The following is a 17,417-nucleotide window of genomic DNA, read 5'->3' on the forward strand; positions in this document are numbered from 1 at the left end:
GCAGGGCGGGAGAGGAGGGGAGGGCGCGCTCAGGCGCGCCGGCGCTCGCGGTGTCGGGAGGCCGCGGCCCAGAGGGCGAGCAGGCCGAGGCCGGTCCAGAGCAGGGTGGCGGTGCGCCAGTCGGCGAGATCGGGCACCGCCGACCAGACCATGACCTGCTGGCCGGTCGTGAGCGTCGCCGCGTCGTCGAGCGACGACGTCCGCGCGGTGAGCACCGCGTCGAGCCCGAAGCGGCTCTCGATGAGCAGCTCCAGCGCGCGCGGCGGCGCGTTGGCCAGCCAGCTCATGCCCAGCTGCTCGCCCGCCACCTCGCCGGCGATGGACGAGAGCGGCAAGGCGAGCGCGGTGCCGACCACCCACCGGAGCGGGTGGCGGGTGCCCAGCGCGAGCGCGCTGGCGAGCAGGTAGCTGACGGTCGCCGCGGTGAAGGGGACCGCCCAGATCACCGGGCCGGGCGCCCACTGGACCGTCCGCAGCGCCGCCGGGTCGAGCGCGCCCGCCACGGGAGCCGGCCCGCCGAGGACCTGCAGCGTCTCGAGCGGCAGCACGCGGCCGCCGGACGCGACGGCGAGCACGAGCATCCAGAGCGCGAGGAGCGCGACGCCGCCCATCAGCCACAGCCACCCGGCCAGGACCTTGATGAGCGCGTGCCGGCGGCGGTCCACGGGGAGCGTCCAGAGGAACCCCGGCCCGAAGCGCTCGTCGCGCGCCCACACGGCGATCGGCATCAGCGCGCCCACGAGCCCGAGCAGCGCCGTCGGCTCATCGTGGAGCTCGACCGCCGCGCCGCGGCTCAGGATCCGGGACGCGAGTCGGAGCGTCGCGAGCGCGACGAGCGCCGCCACGACCAGCGCCGGCCAGCGCAGCGCGTGCCCCGTCGTGCGGAGCTGCTCGCGCAGCACGGCTCGCGGATGCGGCAGCCGCGGCCGCGTGCCGCGCGCCGGCCGCTCGTCGGTCCGGAAGGCGGGCGCCGTCGTCACGACGGGTCCTCCGGTAGGAAGGCGAGCGCCGCGTCCTCGAGCGCCAGCGTGCTCGCCTGGCGCACGCGGGCGCCGGTGGCGGCCAGGCGCCGCGCGACGTCGCGCTCGTCGCCCACCAGCGTGCATCGAACGTCGCGCCCGGCGCTGGAGCGCCGCAGGCCGGTCGGCTGCAGCTCCGGCGGTGGCGACCAGCCATCGGGCACCTCCAGCTGGTAGCTGCGCACCGTGCGCTGCAGCTCCTCGCGCGGCATCTGCGCCACCAGGCGCCCGTCCCGCAGCACGCCGACGTGGTCCGCGAGGCTCTCCAGCTCGTGGATGTGGTGCGTCGACACCACGACCGTGGTCGGCGCGTCGGCCAGATGCTCGGCCAGCAGCGCCAGCGCGCGCCGCCGGACCACCGGGTCGAGGCCGTCCGTCGGCTCGTCGAGCAGCAGGAGCGGCGGTCGGTGCGCGAGCGCCAGCACGAGCTGCAGGCGCCGCGTCTCGCCCTTCGAGAGCCCGCCGACCCGCTTCTCCGGCCGGACGCCGAGGGCGCGCGCGAGGTGGTCCGCGTAGGCGTGATCCCACCCGGGATAGAAGGCCGACGCGTGCCGCAGCAGGCCAGCGCACGTCATCGACCGGTAGGGCGCATCCTGGCGCTCGGGGACGTAGCCCACCTGCGCGCGCACCTCGGGCCCGTCACGGCCGGTGTCGAGCCCGAAGACCTCGGCCGAGCCGGCGTCGGGGCGCTCCAGGTTCATGAGCACCTTGAACAGCGTGCTCTTGCCGGCGCCGTTGACCCCGACGAGCACGTACACCGCGCCGTCGGGGACGCGCAGGTCCACGCTCTCGAGGGCGGAGTCGCGGCCGTACCGCTTGGACAGCCCATGGGTGGCCACCGCGTGGTCGCCGGCTCGTGCTTCGCTGTGCGTCACGCGGCTCCTCCTTCCTCGCCCGTCCTCGCGGCGGAGGCCGACGGGGAGCCCTCCCCCTCGTCCTCGGCCGCCACTTCCCAGATCATGCCGACGAGCTCGTCCACGCCGAGCCCGTTGCGCCGCGCCTCGAGCAGCGCGCGCTCGGCCACCCCGCGGACGAGGGCGCGCCGCTCCCGGCGGTCGGGGTGGATGGTGGGCGCCACGAAGGTGCCCTGTCCCCGTCGCACGTAGATCACGCCCTCGCCCTCCAGCTCGCGGTAGGCCTGCGACACCGTCCGCGGATTCACCACCAGCTGGCCGGCGAGCTCCCGGACCGACGGCAGCGGATCCTCGGCCCGGAGCGTGCCGTCCAGGAGCGCACGCCGGACCTGATCCACGATCTGCAGGTACAGCGGCCGCTCGTCGCGCGGGTCGAGAGTGACAAGCATCAGCGGTCGGTGTTGCGGTGTGTGTACCACACTACATCTGGCGTGCGCGGCGCACAAGCGGTGCGCGCGTCGCCCGGGCAGGAATCGACGGATGCCGGTCTACCCGCGGCCCTCGCGTCCCGAGTTTCTCTTGACGTCTACAGGACGGGGCCGCACCTTCCTCCAGACGGCGACAGGAACCCCGCACCGACCCGCCCGTGACCACTCGTCCGCCGAGCGACGCCCTGCGCGGCTCGCTCGACCTGCTCGTGCTCAAGACGCTCTCGCTCCAGCCGATGCACGGCTGGGGGATCAGCCAGCGCGTCCAGCAGATCTCCGACGGCGTGCTCGAGGTCAACCAGGGCTCGCTCTACCCGGCGCTGCAGCGGCTGGAGAAGGCGGGGCTGGTCACCAGCGCGTGGAGCACCACGGACCACAACCGGCGGGCGCGCTACTACAGCCTGACCGCCGCCGGCCGCCGCGCGCTCGGGACCGAGCTGGAGAGCTGGCGCCGCTTCGCCGCCGGCCTCGAGGCCGTCCTCCGCACCACCTGACCGGCCACTCCCGGAGCCCCGCATGCGACTGGTCCACGCGGCGCGCGCGCGCCTGCGCCTCCTCTTCGCCCGGCGCGACGCGGAGTCGCGCATGCGCGAGGAGTTCCGCTTCCACCTCGACATGGAGGCCGAGCGGCTCGTGCGCGAGGAGGGGCTCACGCCGCCGGAGGCGCGGCGCCGGGCGGTGATCGCCTTCGGCCTCGCCGCGCAGCACGAGGACGCGATGCGGGACGGGCGGGGCCTCGCCTGGCTCGGTGGCCTCGCGCTCGACCTGAGGCTCGGGGGGCGGATGCTGGTGAAGTACCCGGGGCTGACGGCCGTCGGCGGGCTCGCCATGGCGTTCGCCATCTGGGTGGCCGCGGGCGCGTTCGAGTTCACCGGCCAGGTGCTCTTCCCGCGGCTCCCGCTCCCCGATGCCGACCGCGTGGTGGCGCTCGAGCGCTGGGACGCGGCCGCGGGGCGCGCCCAGCCGCAGGCGCTGCACGACTTCGCCGCCTGGCGCTCCGATCTGAGGTCGGTCACCGAGCTCGGGGCGTACCGGCTGGCGCAGCGCAACCTCATTACCGCCGACGGCGAGTCGCTGCCGACGGAGGTGGCGGAGATCAGCGCCGCGGCCTTCCGCGTCGCGCGCGCCCGCCCGCTCCTCGGCCGCGCGCTGAGCGAGGCCGACGAGCGGCCCGACGCGCCGGCCGTCGCCGTGATCGGGCACGACGTGTGGCGCGCGCGCTTCGGCGCGGACTCCGGCGTCGTGGGGCGCGAGGTGCGGCTCGGGCGGACGCCGACCACCGTGGTGGGCGTGATGCCGGAAGGGTTCGCGTTCCCGGTGGCGCAGAGCCTGTGGGTGCCGCTCCGCCTGTCGCCGCTCGACTACCCGCGCGGTGCGGGCCCCGCCATCACGATCTTCGGGCGGCTCGCCCGCGGCGCGACGCTGGACGAGGCGCAGGCGGAGCTGACGACGTGGGGGCGACGCGCCGCCGCCGACTTCCCGGGCACGCACCGGCACCTGCGTCCGCGGGTGATGCCGTACGCGCAGTCGGTCGCCCTCGTCGACGGGTCGGCGCTGCTCGTGACGAAGTCGAGCTACGTCTTCTTCGTCATGCTGGTCGTGCTGATCTGCGGGAACGTCGCGCTGCTCATGTTCGCGCGGGCGGCGACGCGCGAGGGGGAGATCGCCGTCCGCAACTCGCTCGGCGCGACCCGCCGGCGGATCGTCGCGCAGCTCTTCGCCGAGGCGCTCGTCCTCGGCGGCGTCGCGGCGGCGGTGGGGCTCGGAGCCGCCGGCCTCGGTGTGCGCCTGCTCGTCCGCGCCTTCGAAGCGCACTCGGGCCGCCTCCCGTTCTGGTTCCACGCGGGCCTGTCGCCGTGGACGGTGCTCTACGCCGTGCTGCTGACGGTGCTCGGCGCGGCGATCGCCGGCGTGCTGCCGGGGCTCAAGGTGACGCGGGGGCTGCAGGCGCGGCTGCGCCAGACGGCCGCGGGGGCGGGGGGCCTGAGGTTCGGCGGGATCTGGACGGCGGTGATCGTCGCGCAGATCGCGGTCACCCTCGGCTTCCCCGTGGTCGCCTTCAGCGTCTACGGCGGCGTGAGGGGAGCCCGCACGATGGTGGCCGACTTCCCGGCGGCGGAGTTCCTCTCCGCGCGCATCGCGCTCGACCGGGAGGCCTCGCCGGGCGCGGACACGTCGCTCGCCGCGTTCGTCGCGCGCCGGCGGGCGACCGCGCGCGAGCTGGAGCGGCGGCTGCACGCGGAGCCGGGGGTCGTCGGGGTCACGTTCGCCGAGCGGCTGCCGCGGATGCACCACCTGCCCCACTGGATCGAGGTGGACTCCGGCGGCGCGGCGCCGCAGGACCCGAGATTCCCGGGCGGCTACCGGACGAGCTCCGCGGCCGTCGACGCGGACTACTTCGACGTGCTGGGCGTGCCGGTGCGCGCCGGTCGCGCGTTCCACGCCGGGGACCTCGCGCCCGGCTCCCGCGTCGTCATCGTGAACGAGTCGTTCGTCCGGCTCGTGCTCGGCGGACGCAACCCGATCGGCCGGCACCTCCGCTATGATTGGCGGAACGACGAGAGCGGGCCGCTCTCGGAGAGCGCTGGGCCGGCCCCGTGGTACGAGATCGTCGGCGTCGTCCCCGACCTCGGGATGTCGGCGGCGGCGGACCCGAAGGTCGCGGGCTTCTACCACCCGCTCGCGGCGGACGTCGTCGTGCCGCTCCACGTCGCGGTGCGCGTGCGCGGGGGCGACGCGGCGGCGTTCGCCCCGCGGCTGCGCGCCGTCGCCGCGGCGGTGGACCCCACGCTGCGCGTCGACGACGTCGCCCGCATGGACACCCTCAGCGACGCCGGGATCGCGTTCTCCATGTTCTGGGTCCGGCTCCTCGGTGTCGTGAGCGCGGTGGCGATGCTCCTCTCCATGGCGGGGATCTACGCGGTGATGGCGTTCACGGTGGCGCGGCGCACGCGCGAGATCGGGATCCGCGTCGCCCTCGGTGCGAGTCGGCGGCGCCTCGTCGCCTCGGTGTTCGCGCGGCCGCTGGCGCAGGTGGCGCTCGGCGTCGTCGCCGGGGGCGTGCTCACCGTGCTGCTGCGCGATGTCGAGGAGGCGACCCCCGCCGCCCTCGCGGGAGCGCTGGCGTACTCGGTGTTCATGCTCGGCGTGTGCCTGCTCGCCTGCATCGTCCCCACGCGGCGCGCGCTCCGGGTGGAGCCGACCGTGGCGATGCGGGTCGACTAGGTCGACCCGTCATCGCCGGCACCTTCGCGCACCGCATCGGGGAGCCGTCCGGCCGCGCGCGCGACGCGCCCGGGCTCGCCCGCGGCACACCCGGTGCACTCGGGACGAGCTCCGCCGCCGACCGCCCTCGCCCGCGCCGCATGCCACGCCGCCCCCGGTGACCGCCAGTCCCGCGCTCGACCTGGACGACTTCCCGGCGCTCTTCGCCGCGGCGCCGGCGGCGCTGCTGGTCCTGCGGCCCGACGCGCCCGTCTTCACGATCGTGGGGGCGACCGACGCGTACTTGCAGGCCACGCTGCAGTCGCGCGACGCCCTGGTGGGGCGCTCGGTGTTCGAGGCGCTCCCCGACGCGAACCCGGGCAACCTGGCCCCCACGGGCGTGGCCAACCTCCGCGCCCGCTCGACGCGGTGCTCCGCACCGGCGCGCCGCACGCGATGCCGGTCCAGCGCTACGACGTGCGCCGCCCCGACGGGGCGTGGGAGGAACGCCACTGGGCGCCGCGGAACAGCCCGGTCGTCGGGCGGGACGGCGCGGTGCGCTACCTGGTGCACTACGTCGAGGACGTGACGGAGCGCGTGCACGCGGAGGCCGAGCGCGCGCGGCTCGTCGCCGCGCTGGCCGCCGAGCGGGGGCAGCTCCGCGCCGCGCTCCTGCAGGCGATGACGCCGATGGCGCTGCTCGTGGGCCCCGAGCACCGGCTGGAGCTCGTCAACGATGCGTACAAGCGCGTGAGCGGCGGGCGCGACGTCACCGGCCTCACGTACCGTGAGGCGTTCCCGGAGCTCGAGGGCCAGCCGTTCTTCGACATCCAGGACCGCGTCTACGCCACCGGCGAGCCGTGGGCCGCGACGGCCGTCCCGGTGCGCTACGACCGGCTGGGCGCCGGCCTGGAGGACGCCTACTTCGACCTGCGCTACGAGCCGGTGCGCGACGCCGAGGGGCGCGTGTTCGCACTGCTCAGCTACGGCGTGGACGTGACCGAGCAGACGCGCGCCCATCTGGCCGCCGAGCGCGAGCGCCAGCGGCTGGCGGCCGTGCTCGAGCACCTGCCCGTGGGCGTGACGTTCGCGGAGGCCCCGGCCGGCCGGCACTCCGTGAGCAACCCGGCCGCGGTCGCGATCTGGGGCGTGGTCCCCGCGTCGCCGGAGGTCGCCGCGTACAGCCGCGACTTCGTCGGATTCCGGCCCGGCCCGGGCGCGCCCGGCTCCCCCGAGGAGGCGGCGCGGCGGATCGCGAGCCACGAGTGGCCGCTCGCGCGCGCGCTGGCCCAGGGCGAGGTGGTGCAGGACGAGCTGGTCGAGATCGAGCGCCCGGACGGGGCGCGCCGGCTGGTGAGCCTGAGCGCGGCGCCGGTGCGCGACGCCGACGGGCGGGTGGACGGCGCGCTCGTCACCTCGGTGGACGTGACCGAGCGCGAGCGGCTCCTCGCGGAGAGCGAGGCCGCGCGCGCGCGGGTGACGGCGGTGCTCGAGAGCATCGGCGACGCCTTCTACGCCGTCGACGCCGAGTTCCGCTTCACGTACGTGAACCGGCGGGCCGAGGCGCTCTGGCAGCGCTGCCGGGAGGACCTGATCGGCCGGCACTACTGGAGCGAGTTCCCCGCCGCCGTGGGGAGCGAGAGCTACCGGATGCACCACCAGGTCATGTCGGAGCGCCGGCCGGTGCACTACGAGACGATCTCGCCGCTCACCGACCTCTGGATCGACGTGAGCATCTATCCCGAGGCCGGTGGCGGGCTCGCGTGCTATTTCCGCGACATCACGGCTCGCAAGACGGCGGAGGCGGCGCGCGAGGCGGCCGTCGCACGCGCGGAGGGGGCGCGGGCGGAGGCGGAGCAGGCGAACCGCGGCAAGAGCGAGTTCCTGGCGGTGATGTCGCACGAGCTGCGCACGCCGCTGAACGCGATCGGCGGCTACGCGGAGCTCATCGAGCTCGGGATCCACGGGCCGGTCACCGAGGCGCAGCGCACGGCCCTCGCGCGCATCCAGCAGAGCCAGCGCCACCTGCTCGGGCTCATCGCCGGGGTGCTCGACTACTCGCGCGTCGAGGCCGGCGCGGTGACGTACCGGCTGGCCGACGTGCCGGTGGGCGAGGCCGTCGCGGAAGCGGAGGCGCTCGTCGCCCCGCAGCTCCGGGCCAAGGGGCTCGGCTACGCGTGGTCGGGCGCGCCGCCGGAGCTGCACATGCGCGCCGACCGCGAGAAGCTGCAGCAGATCCTGCTCAACCTGCTCGGCAACGCCGTGAAGTTCACGCGGCCGCGCGACGGCGTGCCGGGGCGCATCGAGGTGGCGTGCACGGTCGACGAGGAGCGGGTGCACCTGCACGTGCGCGATACCGGCGTGGGCATCGCGCCCGAGCAGCTCGAGCGCATCTTCGAGCCGTTCGTCCAGGCCGACCAGCGCCTCACGCGCGCGCAGGAAGGGGTGGGGCTCGGTCTCGCCATCAGCCGCGACCTCGCACGCGGCATGGGGGGCGACCTGACCGCCGCGAGCGTCCCTGGCGTGGGGAGCACCTTCAGCCTCACGCTGCCGCGCGCCTAGTCGGTCCCGGTGTCGGCGGGCGCAACCTCGACCGCGTCGCCACGACGGGCACGACGGACGCGGCGCTCGTCGCCGCGTCGCTCGCCGTCCACTCGGCGGTCGGTCGGTTGCCCTGCCGCGTCCACCACGCGGCGGAGCGAGACGGTGAACGTCGACCCCTCGCCCGGCGCGCTCCGGACGCGCAGGTCGCCTCCCATGCCCTGCGCCAGGTCGCGGCTGATCGCGAGGCCGAGGCCCGTCCCCTCGACCGGCTGCGCGTACGCGCTTCGGGCGGCGGCGCGCACCTGGACGAACGGCTCGAAGATGCGGTCCTGCTGGTCCCGCGGGATGCCCACGCCGGTGTCCGCGACCCGCACGAACCCGAGCCCCGGCTGGGGGGCGTCTCCGTCGTCGCGCGACGTGATGCTCATCGTCACCCGGCCCGGTGCGCCGGTGCGCGGGTCGGGCGAGTCCGTGAACTTGACCGCGTTGGAGAGCAGGTTGACGAGCACCTGCGAGAGCTTCTCGCGGTCGGCCCACACGAGGCAGGGCGCGGACGGCCGCACCTCGAGCACCAAGCCTTTGGCCCGCACCATCGGCTCGACGAGCGGCGCGACCTGGGCCGCCATCTCGTTCAGGTCGACCGGCTGCAGGTCGTACTCGACGCGGCCGGCCTCGAGCTTCGCGTAGTTGAGCACGTCGTTGATCAGGCCGAGGAGGTGCTGCTGCGCGCGCGTCACCCGTCCGAGCGCGGCGTGCTGCTCCCCCGTGACCGGGCCGTGCAGCCCCATCTCGAGCAGCTGCGCGTAGCCACCGATGGCGTTCAGCGGCGTGCGCAGCTCGTGGCTCATGTTGGCGAGGAACTCGCTCTTCGCCCGGTTCGCGGCCTCCGCGCCGCGCTGCGCCGCCTCGGCCTCGTCGCGCGCGGCCTCGGCGGCCCGCGTCGCCTCTCGCAGCGCCGCGTCCGCGCGCTGGCGCTCCGTCACGTCCTGCACGACCGCGATGACGGCGCGCCGACCCTCGTACGGGACGTCGCGGAGGAAGACCTCGACGTCGAGCAGCTCGCCCCCCTTGGTGCGGTGGCGGAAGACCCCCTGCGACCCCTCGGCGCGGTGCGGCGCCCGCGCCAGGTCGAGCATGCGCGGCACCTCCTCGGGCGGCCGGATGTCGCGGATGGTCATCGAGAGGAACTCCTCGCGCGTGTATCCGTAGCGCCGGACCGCGACGTCGTTCACGTCGAGGAAGGCGAGCGTCTCCGCGTCGTAGACCCACTTCGGCAGCGGCGAGAGCGCGAAGAGCTGCCGCGCGAGCACCTCGGACGTCTCCGCGCGCCGGCCGAGCGCCTCCGCCGTCGCGCGCGCATCCTCGGCCGCGACGCGGGCCGCCCGCTCGGCCTCCAGCAGCCGCGTCCGCTCGTCGATGTCGATCACCGAGCCGACGTAGCCCAGGTACTCGCCGTCGGGGGTGAAGCGCGGGGCGGCCGCGTCCACGGCCCATCGGTACGCGCCGTCGTGGCGCCGGAGCCGGTAGTCGGCGCGGAACGGCGCCCGTCGCGCGTTCGACTCGACGAACTGCTGCTCGGCGCGCGGACGGTCCTCCGGGTGCACGGCGTCGAGCCACCCGTAGCCGCGCCCTTCCGCCAGCGTCTGCCCGGTGAACTCGAGCCACTGGCGGTTGAGGAAGGTGCACCGGCCGTCCGGCGCCGTCACCCAGAGCATGACGGGCGCGGCGTCGGCCACGTTGCGGAAGCGGGCCTCGCTCTCGCGCGCGGCGGCCTCCGCGCGGGCGCGCTCGGCCGCCTCGTCCTGCAGCTGCTGGTTGGCGATCTCGAGCTCGCTCGCCTGCTCCTGCAGCTGCAGCGCGGCCGCCTCCGCCTCCTCGCGCGCCTCGCGCTCCGTCTCGGCGAGGTGGGCGTTCTGCGCGGCGGCGGCCTGCAGCTCGGCCTCGGCGCGCTTCTGCGCGCCGATGTCCTCCACCACGGAGATGAAGTAGTCGGGCCGCCCGGCGGCGTCGCGCACCAGCGCGACCGTGAGCCGCACCCACACCGTCGAGCCGTCGCGGCAGCGGTACCGCTTGTCCATCGCGTAGTGGGCGGCCTCGCCGCGCAGGAGCGCCTGCACGTGCGCCAGGTCGGCGTCCAGGTCCTCCGGCAGCGTGACGTCCTGGAAGGTCCGGGCGAGCAGCTCCTCCGGGGCGTAGCCGAGGATCTCCGCCAGCCGCGCGTTGATCCGCAGCCAGCGGCCATCGAGGCCGACGTGGGCGATGCCCACGGCGGCCTGCTCGAAGGTGTGCCGGAACAGCGCCTCGCGCGTGGCCGCGCGCTCGACGCCCGCCGCGACCTCCCGTACCGCCCGCCGCAGCAGGTGGCTCACCCACGAGATGGTCACCCCGGAGGCCGCGAACAGGGCGACCCGGATCGCGTCGCTGCGGGTGAGCGGGAAGAGCGCGAAGTACGGCGGGACGAAGAAGTAGGTCAGCGCCAGCACCGAGAGCGCGGTGCCCAGCAGCCCGGGGCCGAGCCCGCCATACCACGCGGCGAGCGCCAGGGCCATCACGTAGACGTTGACCGTGTAGGTCTCGATCTCCGGCCCGATACCCGCGGTGGCGAGCGTGCCCACGGCCACCAGCGCGACCGCCGCCCCGTATCGGGCGGCGGGATGGGCGCGCAGCCGGGCCGCGCGGACGGTCAGTCGCTCGTGTTCGGCCGTGACGTCTGCGCTGGCTGCAGGGCGCGCCGGGTCTCTTGCTGGCATCGAGGCCGAACGTACTTCATCCGCCGTGCCCTGACGGCGACCCCGCGCTTGGCCCCGCGTCGGCCGCCCGAGCTATCGGGCGACGTGCGCCCGCGCGGCGCGGCTGCCGGGCTCGCCAGCCCGCGACATCGCCGGGTCGATCTCGTCCATGTCGTACAGCATGGCCGGCGCGAGCGTCGCGACGTGCCCGTCCCACTCCCGGCGCAGCGCCACGTACGACTCCGCGCCGCCCCGCTCGTCGGCGACCGTCGCGATGCCCGCCTGCCGGAGCCGCCGCACCGCGGCCGCCTGCCGCCGACGCCACCGCTCCTGCGTGCGCTCGTCGGGCTGCGGCTCGCCACTCGGCGCGTCGTGCGTCACGAAGTTCTCCTCGAGCGACGTGAGGAGCATCAGCGACACGCGTCGGAGCTGGGCCACGGCGGCCGATCGCGGGAGCCACCCGTACTCGTCGTCGCTCAGCGCGCTCCCGATCAGCGTCGTCGTGTCCAGCGCGAGCAGGGTGATGCGCGACGCCGAGTAGTACGGCTCGCTGAAGCGGAAGTAGAAGAGCACCGGGTAGTGATGGTGCGCCTCCTTCACCTCGGTGAGCTGCGTCGCCACCTCCGACAGGTTGTTGTACCCGCCGCTGAACTGCCCGTCGGGTCCGAGCCGCGCCAGCAGCTCCGCGGCGTCGGCCGACTCGCCGGACTGCGCGTGGAGCTGCAGCCCGAGCGCGTTGCGACGCTGCAGCGCGCTGTACACCTGCATGAGATACGTCAGCGTCAGCGAGACCACCGACGTGCCGACGAGCGAGAGGAACAGGTAGACGAGCCGCCACCCGCTCGTCTGCGGCGAGAACTCGCTCGACCCGGTGATCGCCAGGCTGGTCCCGCCGGCGTAGAGGGCGGCCACGAAGTCCGTCGGCGTCGGCCCCTCGGAGACGCGGACGCCCGTGCCGAGCGCGGGATGGATGAGGAGCGCCGCGCCGAGCGTCAGCCCGAGCGTCCAGACGGTGAGGAACGCGACCAGGATGATCGGCCCGCAGAACGAGAGCACCGCGCCGCGTCGGCGGCCGAACGGCGCCGCGATTCCGCGCATCGTGCGCCAGATGAGCCGCGCGATCCACGGGCTGACGATGCCGGTCCCGATCCGGGCGTAGAGCACGGTCAGGAAGACGTCGAGCAGGAAGACGAGCGTGACGACGACGCCGAGCGCCTGTTCCAGGAGTGCCATCACGCCCGCCTGCTCCGCGGCGTCTCGCGCCGGCCCGCGTGCCGGACCGGGTGTCGTCGTTCGTCGCGCGTCTGGCGCATCCGAGATCCTCCGGGCGTCCGTGCATCGAGTCGAACGCCCGGCACGCTAGCGGGCGGGCGCGGCACACGGTGCCGGGAATCCGGGAAGCGGCGCCTCCACGTTGCCCGGCACGGACCGTCGCGGCGATCGCCGCGACTTCGCGGTTCCCCGGTAGCGACGCCGCGGGCCGCCGTCGATACTACCGGCGACGGACGCTCGGGCCGTGGTCGAGCACGGGTCGGCCGGGGCCGGGCGCGAGACTCGGAGTGGCGCTGTCATGACCACGCACAGACGGGAAGCCGGAGGCGGCGATTCGCCGCGCGTCCTGGCGCAGCTGGGGGCGGCCCTCGCGGCGCGCTCGTACGCGGTTCGCGGGGTCCCCGTCCGCGACGAGACCATCCGCGTGATCCTCGTCGACGACCACACGCTGATCCGCGAGGGGGTGCGCGTGCTGCTCCAGTCGGCCCCCGACATCGCCGTCGTCGGGGAGGCGGAGAACGGCGCCGCCGCGCTGGAGCTCGCCCGGCGCGCCGTGCCCGACGTGGTCGTCCTCGACCTCGACATGCCGGGCGCCGACGGCGAATCGGTGCTCGCGGCGCTGCGGAGCCAGCTGCCGGAGGTGCGCGTCCTGATCCTCACGATGTATCCCGAGCAGACGCGGCTCGTGCCGCTGCTGGCGGGCGGGGCGCGGGGCTACCTCACCAAGGCGGCGGCGTCGCGCGAGCTCGTGGAGGCCATCCGCGTCGTCGCCAGCGGCGACGTGTACGTGCGACCCGCGGTCGCGCGGCTGCTGGCCACGGCGGTGGCGCCGAAGGGCGCGGCCACGTCGGCGCGCGACCGGTTCCGGGCGCTGAGCGACCGCGAGGCGACGGTGCTCCGCCTCGTCGCCGAGGGGTACAGCGGCGCCGAGATCGCGCGCCAGCTCGACGTGAGCACCAAGACCGTGGATGCGTACAAGCATCGCATCCACGACAAGCTCGGGCTGCAGCATCGCACGGAGTACGTGCGGTTCGCGATCGAGGCGGAGATCCTCGGCGCGTAGCGGACGGTCGGCCGCCCTCACGGCGGTCGGCGCTCGGGCAGGATCGCGCCGGGCAGCACGAGCCGCACCGCGGTGCCCGCGCCCGGCGTCGACGTGATCGACAGCTCCCCGCCGGCCGCCGTCACCAGCCCGTGCACCAGCGCCAGTCCGAGGCCGGTGGAGAGGCCCCGCGGCTTGGTGCTGAAGTACGGCTCGGCGCACCGATGGAGGACGTCGGCCGTCATGCCCGGCCCGTCGTCGGTGACGTCGATCGCCACCGTCGACGGGCGCGGGCCGGACTCCACGCGGACGCCGACATGGCCGGCGCCGCGCTCGCGCAGCGCGTCCGCCGCGTTCTGCACCACGTTGAACACCGCCTGCGTCAGCCCGGCGCGGCCCATCGACACCCAGCTCTCCGTGGGCGGGATGGTCCCCTCGAACGCGACGTCGCGCGGCAGCACGTTCTTCAGCAGCCGGCTGATGTCCTTCCACCAGGCCCCGAGCTCCGTGGGCTCGGTGAGCCGCGTGTCCCCCGGGTCGGTCGCGAGGAGCCGCAGGCCGCCCGACAGCCGCTGGAGGTACTCCACGCAGCTCGCGATGCCGACGACCTGCTCGCGCAGCTCGGCCGGCAGCGCCGCGCGCTCCAGCAGCTGGAGGCGCGCCTCCAGCGGGAGCAGCAGGTTGCCGAGGTCGTGCCCGAGCCCCGCGGCGAGCGTGCCGAGCGACGCCATGCGCTCCGAGGCGCGCAGCCGCTCGGTCGCCCGCTGCAGCGCGTCGGTGCGCTCGCTCACGAGACGCTCGAGGCGCTCGCCCCGGTGCGCGAGCGCATCCTGGGCGAGCTTCATCCGCGTCACGTCGCGCAGCACGATGCTGGCGCCGAGCGGCCGCCCGGCGGCGTCGCGCAGCGCCGTCGCGGCTCCCATCGCGAAGAACCGGCGGCCGCCGTCGGCGACCATCCAGCGCTCGTCCTGGACGGCGCGTCCGCGGCCGATCCGCCGCCGGTACGTCCGCGGCACGCCGGAGGCGCGGTCCTCCGGCGTGAACAGCGCGGCCAGGTCGAGGCCCACGAAGTCGTCGCGCGCGTAGCCGAGCACGTGGTGACAGCCCTCGTTCCACGTCGTGATCACGCCGCGCGCGTCGGTGGAGAAGATGGCGTACTCGCGCACCTGGGAGACGAGCGCGCGGTAGCGCTCCTCGCTCACGCGGACGGCGTCCTCGGCCTGCGTGCGCTCGATCCAGTCCGCGGCCTGGCGTGCCAGCAGGTCGACGACGCGGAGGTGGTGCTCCGCCGGGCGGCCGCGCTGGCGATAGTGCGTGGAGAGCACGCCGACGAGACGCCCGGAGCGCGCGATCAGCGGCGTCGACTGCACGGCGCGCACGCCGGCCACGAGCTTGACGTCGCGCGCGAGCGTGCCCGTGTAGAGCGGGCTCTCCGCGACGTCCTCCACCACCACGCGCTCGCCGGTCCGTGCCGCCTCCGTGGAGGCGGCGCGCACGCCGCGCAGGTGCCGGAAGCGCTCCCGGAAGCCCGCGTCGAAGCCGCGGCTCGCGACCATCGTGAGTCCCGCGCCGTCGGCGTCCAGGAGCTGGATGAGGCCGCGCTCCGCGCCGGTGATCGTGATCGCGGCGTCGATGATCTCCTCGAGCAGCGGCGTCCCGCCCTCGGCGCCGACGAGGCGCGTGCTCACCTCCTGGAGCCGCGCCATCGCCGTCAGCTCCGCGGCGAGCGCCCGCTCGCTCGCGCGCAGCGCCTCCTCCGCGCGCACGCGCTCGGTGATGTCCTGGACCATGCACAGCAGCGCGACGATCGCGCCGTCCGCGCCGCGCAGCGGCGTGTTGTGCCACTCGCAGACGATGGTGCGGCCGTCCCGCGTGACGTTCTCGTTGACCGAGTGCGCCGCCATGTCGCCGGCCGCGAGGCGGTGCAGGATCGCGTCGAGCGACGGGTGGGCGCCGCGCGGAAGCAGCACCGCGGGCCCGTCCTGGCCGAGGACGTCCTCGCGTCGATGGCCGAAGATCGCTTCCGCCGCGGGGTTCCAGTCGACGATGCGATGCGCCGCGTCGAGGACGATGCAGCCGAGCGGCATGCGCTCGAACTGGAGGCGCATCCGGAGCGCCAGCTCGCCGTCGCCCGGGCGGATGGCATGCCGAGCAGCATCGGCTGCGTGATGGACGATGGCGGCCTCCGCGTCGATGATCGGGTGCGCGGCAGTCTCATGGGTCCCCAACAGTTGGGAGCATGGGACGTGATCGGGCGCCGCGCAATGCGGCGCGGCGCATCTCGCGCGCCCGCGCCACGAGCGCTGTCGGGGAACCACGAACTTGGCGGTTCGCGGTCGTCCGGCAGCGCGCGCGCGGGCGTGCGGATAGCCTCCCGGAGCGAAGCGGTGCTGTGGTGTGTCGCCGTGCGCGAGTGCGACCGCCCGACGCAGACGACGCCGCATCAGGATGCATCAGGATGCATCGGGAGGGCTACGCCATGTTCGACAGCCAGGAGCTGGACGGGGTGCGCATCGCCGTGCTGGCGGCGGACGGGTTCGAGCAGGTCGAGGTGACGCGGCCCGTCAAGGCACTGGAGAAGCACGGGGCGGAGGTGGAGATCGTGTCGCTCCGCCCGGGGTCGATCCAGGGGATGAACCTGCTCTACCCGGGCAAGAAGATCGACGTCGACCGGACGGTGTTCACCGCGGACCCCGCCGCGTACGACGGCCTGCACATCCCCGGCGGGTTCATCAACCCCGACTTCGTGCGGCAGAGCGACGAGGCGCTCGAGTTCGTGCGCGCGTTCGAGGCCGCGGGCAAGCCGATCGCGACGATCTGCCACGGCCCGTGGGTGCTCGTCTCGGCGGGTCTCGTGCGGGGGCGCCGCCTCACGTCGTGGCCCGGGATCAAGGACGACGTGCGCAACGCGGGCGGCGTGTGGGTGGACTCGCCGGTGGTGCACGACCGCAACTGGGTCTCCAGCCGCGGGCCCCAGGATCTGCACGCGTTCGACAAGGCCATCGTCGAGCACTTCGCCCAGGGCGCCGCCCACACCGGCCGCACCACGCCGGCCGCGGCGCGCGACGGGTCGTGGCAGCGGCTCCTCGCGGGCAGCGTCGCGGCGGCGACGGTCGGCCTCGTGGCCCGACAGGCGTGGCGGGCGCGGTGAACGCGGTGGCGGCATCCACTCCGGAGGGACGGATGGCAGCGCAACGCAGCGACGGCGAACGGCTCGCGAAGGCGCTCGGGTGGTTCAGCATCGGGCTGGGGGTCGCGCAGCTGGCGGCCCCGCGGCGCATGAATCGGCTGATCGGCGTCGACCCCGACGGAAAGAGCACGGCGACGATGCGCGCCATCGGGGTGCGCGAGATCGCGGCGGGCGTGGGCCTCCTCTCGCAGCCCCGCCCGACCCAGTGGGCATGGGGGCGGGTCGCGGGCGACGCGATGGACCTCGTGCTGGTCGGCGACGCCCTCAACTCGGACGACAACGACCGACCCCGAGCGGCGACCACGCTGGCCCTGCTGTTCGGGATCACCGCGCTGGACGTGTACTGCGCCCAGCGCCTCACCAACACACGGAGAGCCCCGATGACGACGGCAGTCGACGCGGAACGGCAGGAAGGCATCCGGGTCCGCAAGAGCGTCACCGTGAACCGGCCGGCCGACGAGGTCTACGCCTTCTGGCGCAACCTCGAGAACCTGCCGCGCTTCATGAAGAACCTCGAGTCGGTGCAGGTCACCGGCGGCGGGCGGTCGCACTGGAGGGCGAAGGCCCCGGCCGGGACGAGCGTGGAGTGGGACGCGGAGATCACCGACGACCGGCCGAACGCGCTGATCGCCTGGCGCTCGGTCGAGGGCGCCGAGGTGCCCAACGCCGGTGTGGTGCGCTTCCTCCAGGCGCCCGGCGGGCGCGGCACCGAGATCCACGTCGACCTGCGCTACGATCCGCCCGCGGGCAAGCTCGGCGCCCTCGTCGCGAAGCTGTTCGGCGACGAGCCGGGTCAGCAGGTGGACGGCGACCTGCGGCGCTTCAAGCAGGTGCTGGAGGTCGGCGAGGTCCTGTACTCGGACGCGTCGATCGCCAGCGGGCTGCGCCCCGCCCATCCGCCCGAGGGACAGGCGCCCCAGCTGTACGACCGCGAGGAGGCCATCCTCGCCGAGCGGTCCGCCGACACGGCGGCCACGACGAGCAACCGGGACCGCGCCTCGAGCACCCCGCCGGGCGAGCCCCGCCCGTCGAGCGCGATGCCGCGCCTCTGACCCGCCCCACGAGAGGAGGATGA

Annotated in this window: 12 protein-coding genes; 6 read left to right on the plus strand and 6 right to left on the minus strand. The window is 74.9% G+C overall.

Annotated elements, in window-relative coordinates; all coding sequences use genetic code 11:
- Positions 1-29: 29 nt before the first annotated feature.
- Genes rosag_RS17340 through rosag_RS17350 form a run of 3 tightly spaced genes read right to left on the minus strand, consistent with a single transcriptional unit; the run spans position 30 to position 2,322 of the window.
- Entirely contained in the window at positions 30-980 is a 951-nt protein-coding gene (locus rosag_RS17340; protein ID WP_284351424.1) for a hypothetical protein, read from the minus strand.
- Positions 977-1,894 carry an ABC transporter ATP-binding protein gene (locus tag rosag_RS17345; RefSeq protein ID WP_284351425.1) on the minus strand — a complete coding sequence of 306 codons (918 nt, stop codon included), beginning with the start codon at positions 1,892-1,894 and terminating at the stop codon, positions 977-979. Before rosag_RS17345 ends, rosag_RS17340 begins: the two co-directional genes overlap by 4 nt.
- The gene (locus rosag_RS17350) at positions 1,891-2,322 is read right to left on the minus strand and encodes a GntR family transcriptional regulator (RefSeq protein ID WP_284351426.1); all 432 of its coding nucleotides are present in this window, start codon (positions 2,320-2,322) and stop codon (positions 1,891-1,893) included. Before rosag_RS17350 ends, rosag_RS17345 begins: the two co-directional genes overlap by 4 nt.
- Before the next feature lie 197 nt (positions 2,323-2,519).
- Between rosag_RS17350 and rosag_RS17355 the strand changes: the two genes are divergently transcribed.
- From rosag_RS17355 to rosag_RS17365, 3 genes are all read left to right on the plus strand, one after another.
- Complete coding sequence (locus rosag_RS17355) at positions 2,520-2,855, plus strand: PadR family transcriptional regulator (RefSeq protein WP_284351427.1); 336 nt, start codon at positions 2,520-2,522, stop codon at positions 2,853-2,855.
- Between the two features lie 22 nt (positions 2,856-2,877).
- A complete protein-coding gene (locus rosag_RS17360; protein WP_284351428.1) occupies positions 2,878-5,586 on the plus strand; it encodes an ABC transporter permease in 2,709 nt (902 codons plus the stop codon).
- A gap of 408 nt (positions 5,587-5,994) precedes the next feature.
- The gene (locus rosag_RS17365) at positions 5,995-8,127 is read left to right on the plus strand and encodes a PAS domain-containing protein (RefSeq protein WP_284351429.1); all 2,133 of its coding nucleotides are present in this window, start codon (positions 5,995-5,997) and stop codon (positions 8,125-8,127) included.
- Here rosag_RS17365 and rosag_RS17370 read toward each other — a convergent pair.
- Both rosag_RS17370 and rosag_RS17375 read right to left on the minus strand, forming a co-directional pair.
- Positions 8,124-10,859, minus strand: coding sequence for a PAS domain S-box protein (locus rosag_RS17370; protein ID WP_284351430.1), 2,736 nt, complete (start codon positions 10,857-10,859; stop codon positions 8,124-8,126). The two genes, rosag_RS17365 and rosag_RS17370, sit on opposite strands and share 4 nt — an antisense overlap.
- A gap of 72 nt (positions 10,860-10,931) precedes the next feature.
- Entirely contained in the window at positions 10,932-12,071 is a 1,140-nt protein-coding gene (locus tag rosag_RS17375) for a hypothetical protein (protein WP_284351431.1), read from the minus strand.
- A 337-nt stretch (positions 12,072-12,408) separates the two neighbouring features.
- On the opposite strand from rosag_RS17375, the gene rosag_RS17380 reads away from it, so the two are divergent.
- Positions 12,409-13,173: a response regulator gene (locus tag rosag_RS17380; protein WP_284351432.1), complete on the plus strand. Its 765-nt coding sequence runs from the start codon at positions 12,409-12,411 to the stop codon at positions 13,171-13,173.
- A 17-nt stretch (positions 13,174-13,190) separates the two neighbouring features.
- On the opposite strand, the gene rosag_RS17385 is transcribed toward rosag_RS17380, so the two are convergent.
- Positions 13,191-15,260: a PAS domain S-box protein gene (locus rosag_RS17385; protein WP_284351433.1), complete on the minus strand. Its 2,070-nt coding sequence runs from the start codon at positions 15,258-15,260 to the stop codon at positions 13,191-13,193.
- A gap of 371 nt (positions 15,261-15,631) precedes the next feature.
- On the opposite strand from rosag_RS17385, the gene rosag_RS17390 reads away from it, so the two are divergent.
- Positions 15,632-16,303 carry a type 1 glutamine amidotransferase domain-containing protein gene (locus tag rosag_RS17390; protein ID WP_284351434.1) on the plus strand — a complete coding sequence of 224 codons (672 nt, stop codon included), beginning with the start codon at positions 15,632-15,634 and terminating at the stop codon, positions 16,301-16,303.
- Positions 16,304-16,335: 32 nt separating this feature from the next.
- The gene (locus tag rosag_RS17395) at positions 16,336-17,394 is read left to right on the plus strand and encodes an SRPBCC family protein (protein ID WP_284351435.1); all 1,059 of its coding nucleotides are present in this window, start codon (positions 16,336-16,338) and stop codon (positions 17,392-17,394) included.
- The last annotated feature ends 23 nt before the right edge of the window (positions 17,395-17,417 follow it).

Source organism: Roseisolibacter agri, from assembly GCF_030159095.1.
Taxonomy (GTDB): domain Bacteria; phylum Gemmatimonadota; class Gemmatimonadetes; order Gemmatimonadales; family Gemmatimonadaceae; genus Roseisolibacter; species Roseisolibacter agri.

What these genes read in the sequence shown, in the direction of transcription:
- rosag_RS17350 (WP_284351426.1), bottom strand. Translation starts at nt 2,322, where the DNA reads ATGCTTGTCACTCTCGACCCGCGCGACGAGCGGCCGCTGTACCTGCAG.
- rosag_RS17360 (WP_284351428.1), top strand. Translation starts at nt 2,878, where the DNA reads ATGCGACTGGTCCACGCGGCGCGCGCGCGCCTGCGCCTCCTCTTCGCC.
- rosag_RS17370 (WP_284351430.1), bottom strand. Translation starts at nt 10,859, where the DNA reads ATGCCAGCAAGAGACCCGGCGCGCCCTGCAGCCAGCGCAGACGTCACG.
- rosag_RS17375 (WP_284351431.1), bottom strand. Translation starts at nt 12,071, where the DNA reads ATGGCACTCCTGGAACAGGCGCTCGGCGTCGTCGTCACGCTCGTCTTC.
- rosag_RS17380 (WP_284351432.1), top strand. Translation starts at nt 12,409, where the DNA reads ATGACCACGCACAGACGGGAAGCCGGAGGCGGCGATTCGCCGCGCGTC.
- rosag_RS17385 (WP_284351433.1), bottom strand. Translation starts at nt 15,260, where the DNA reads ATGCGCCTCCAGTTCGAGCGCATGCCGCTCGGCTGCATCGTCCTCGAC.
- rosag_RS17390 (WP_284351434.1), top strand. Translation starts at nt 15,632, where the DNA reads ATGTTCGACAGCCAGGAGCTGGACGGGGTGCGCATCGCCGTGCTGGCG.
- rosag_RS17395 (WP_284351435.1), top strand. Translation starts at nt 16,336, where the DNA reads ATGGCAGCGCAACGCAGCGACGGCGAACGGCTCGCGAAGGCGCTCGGG.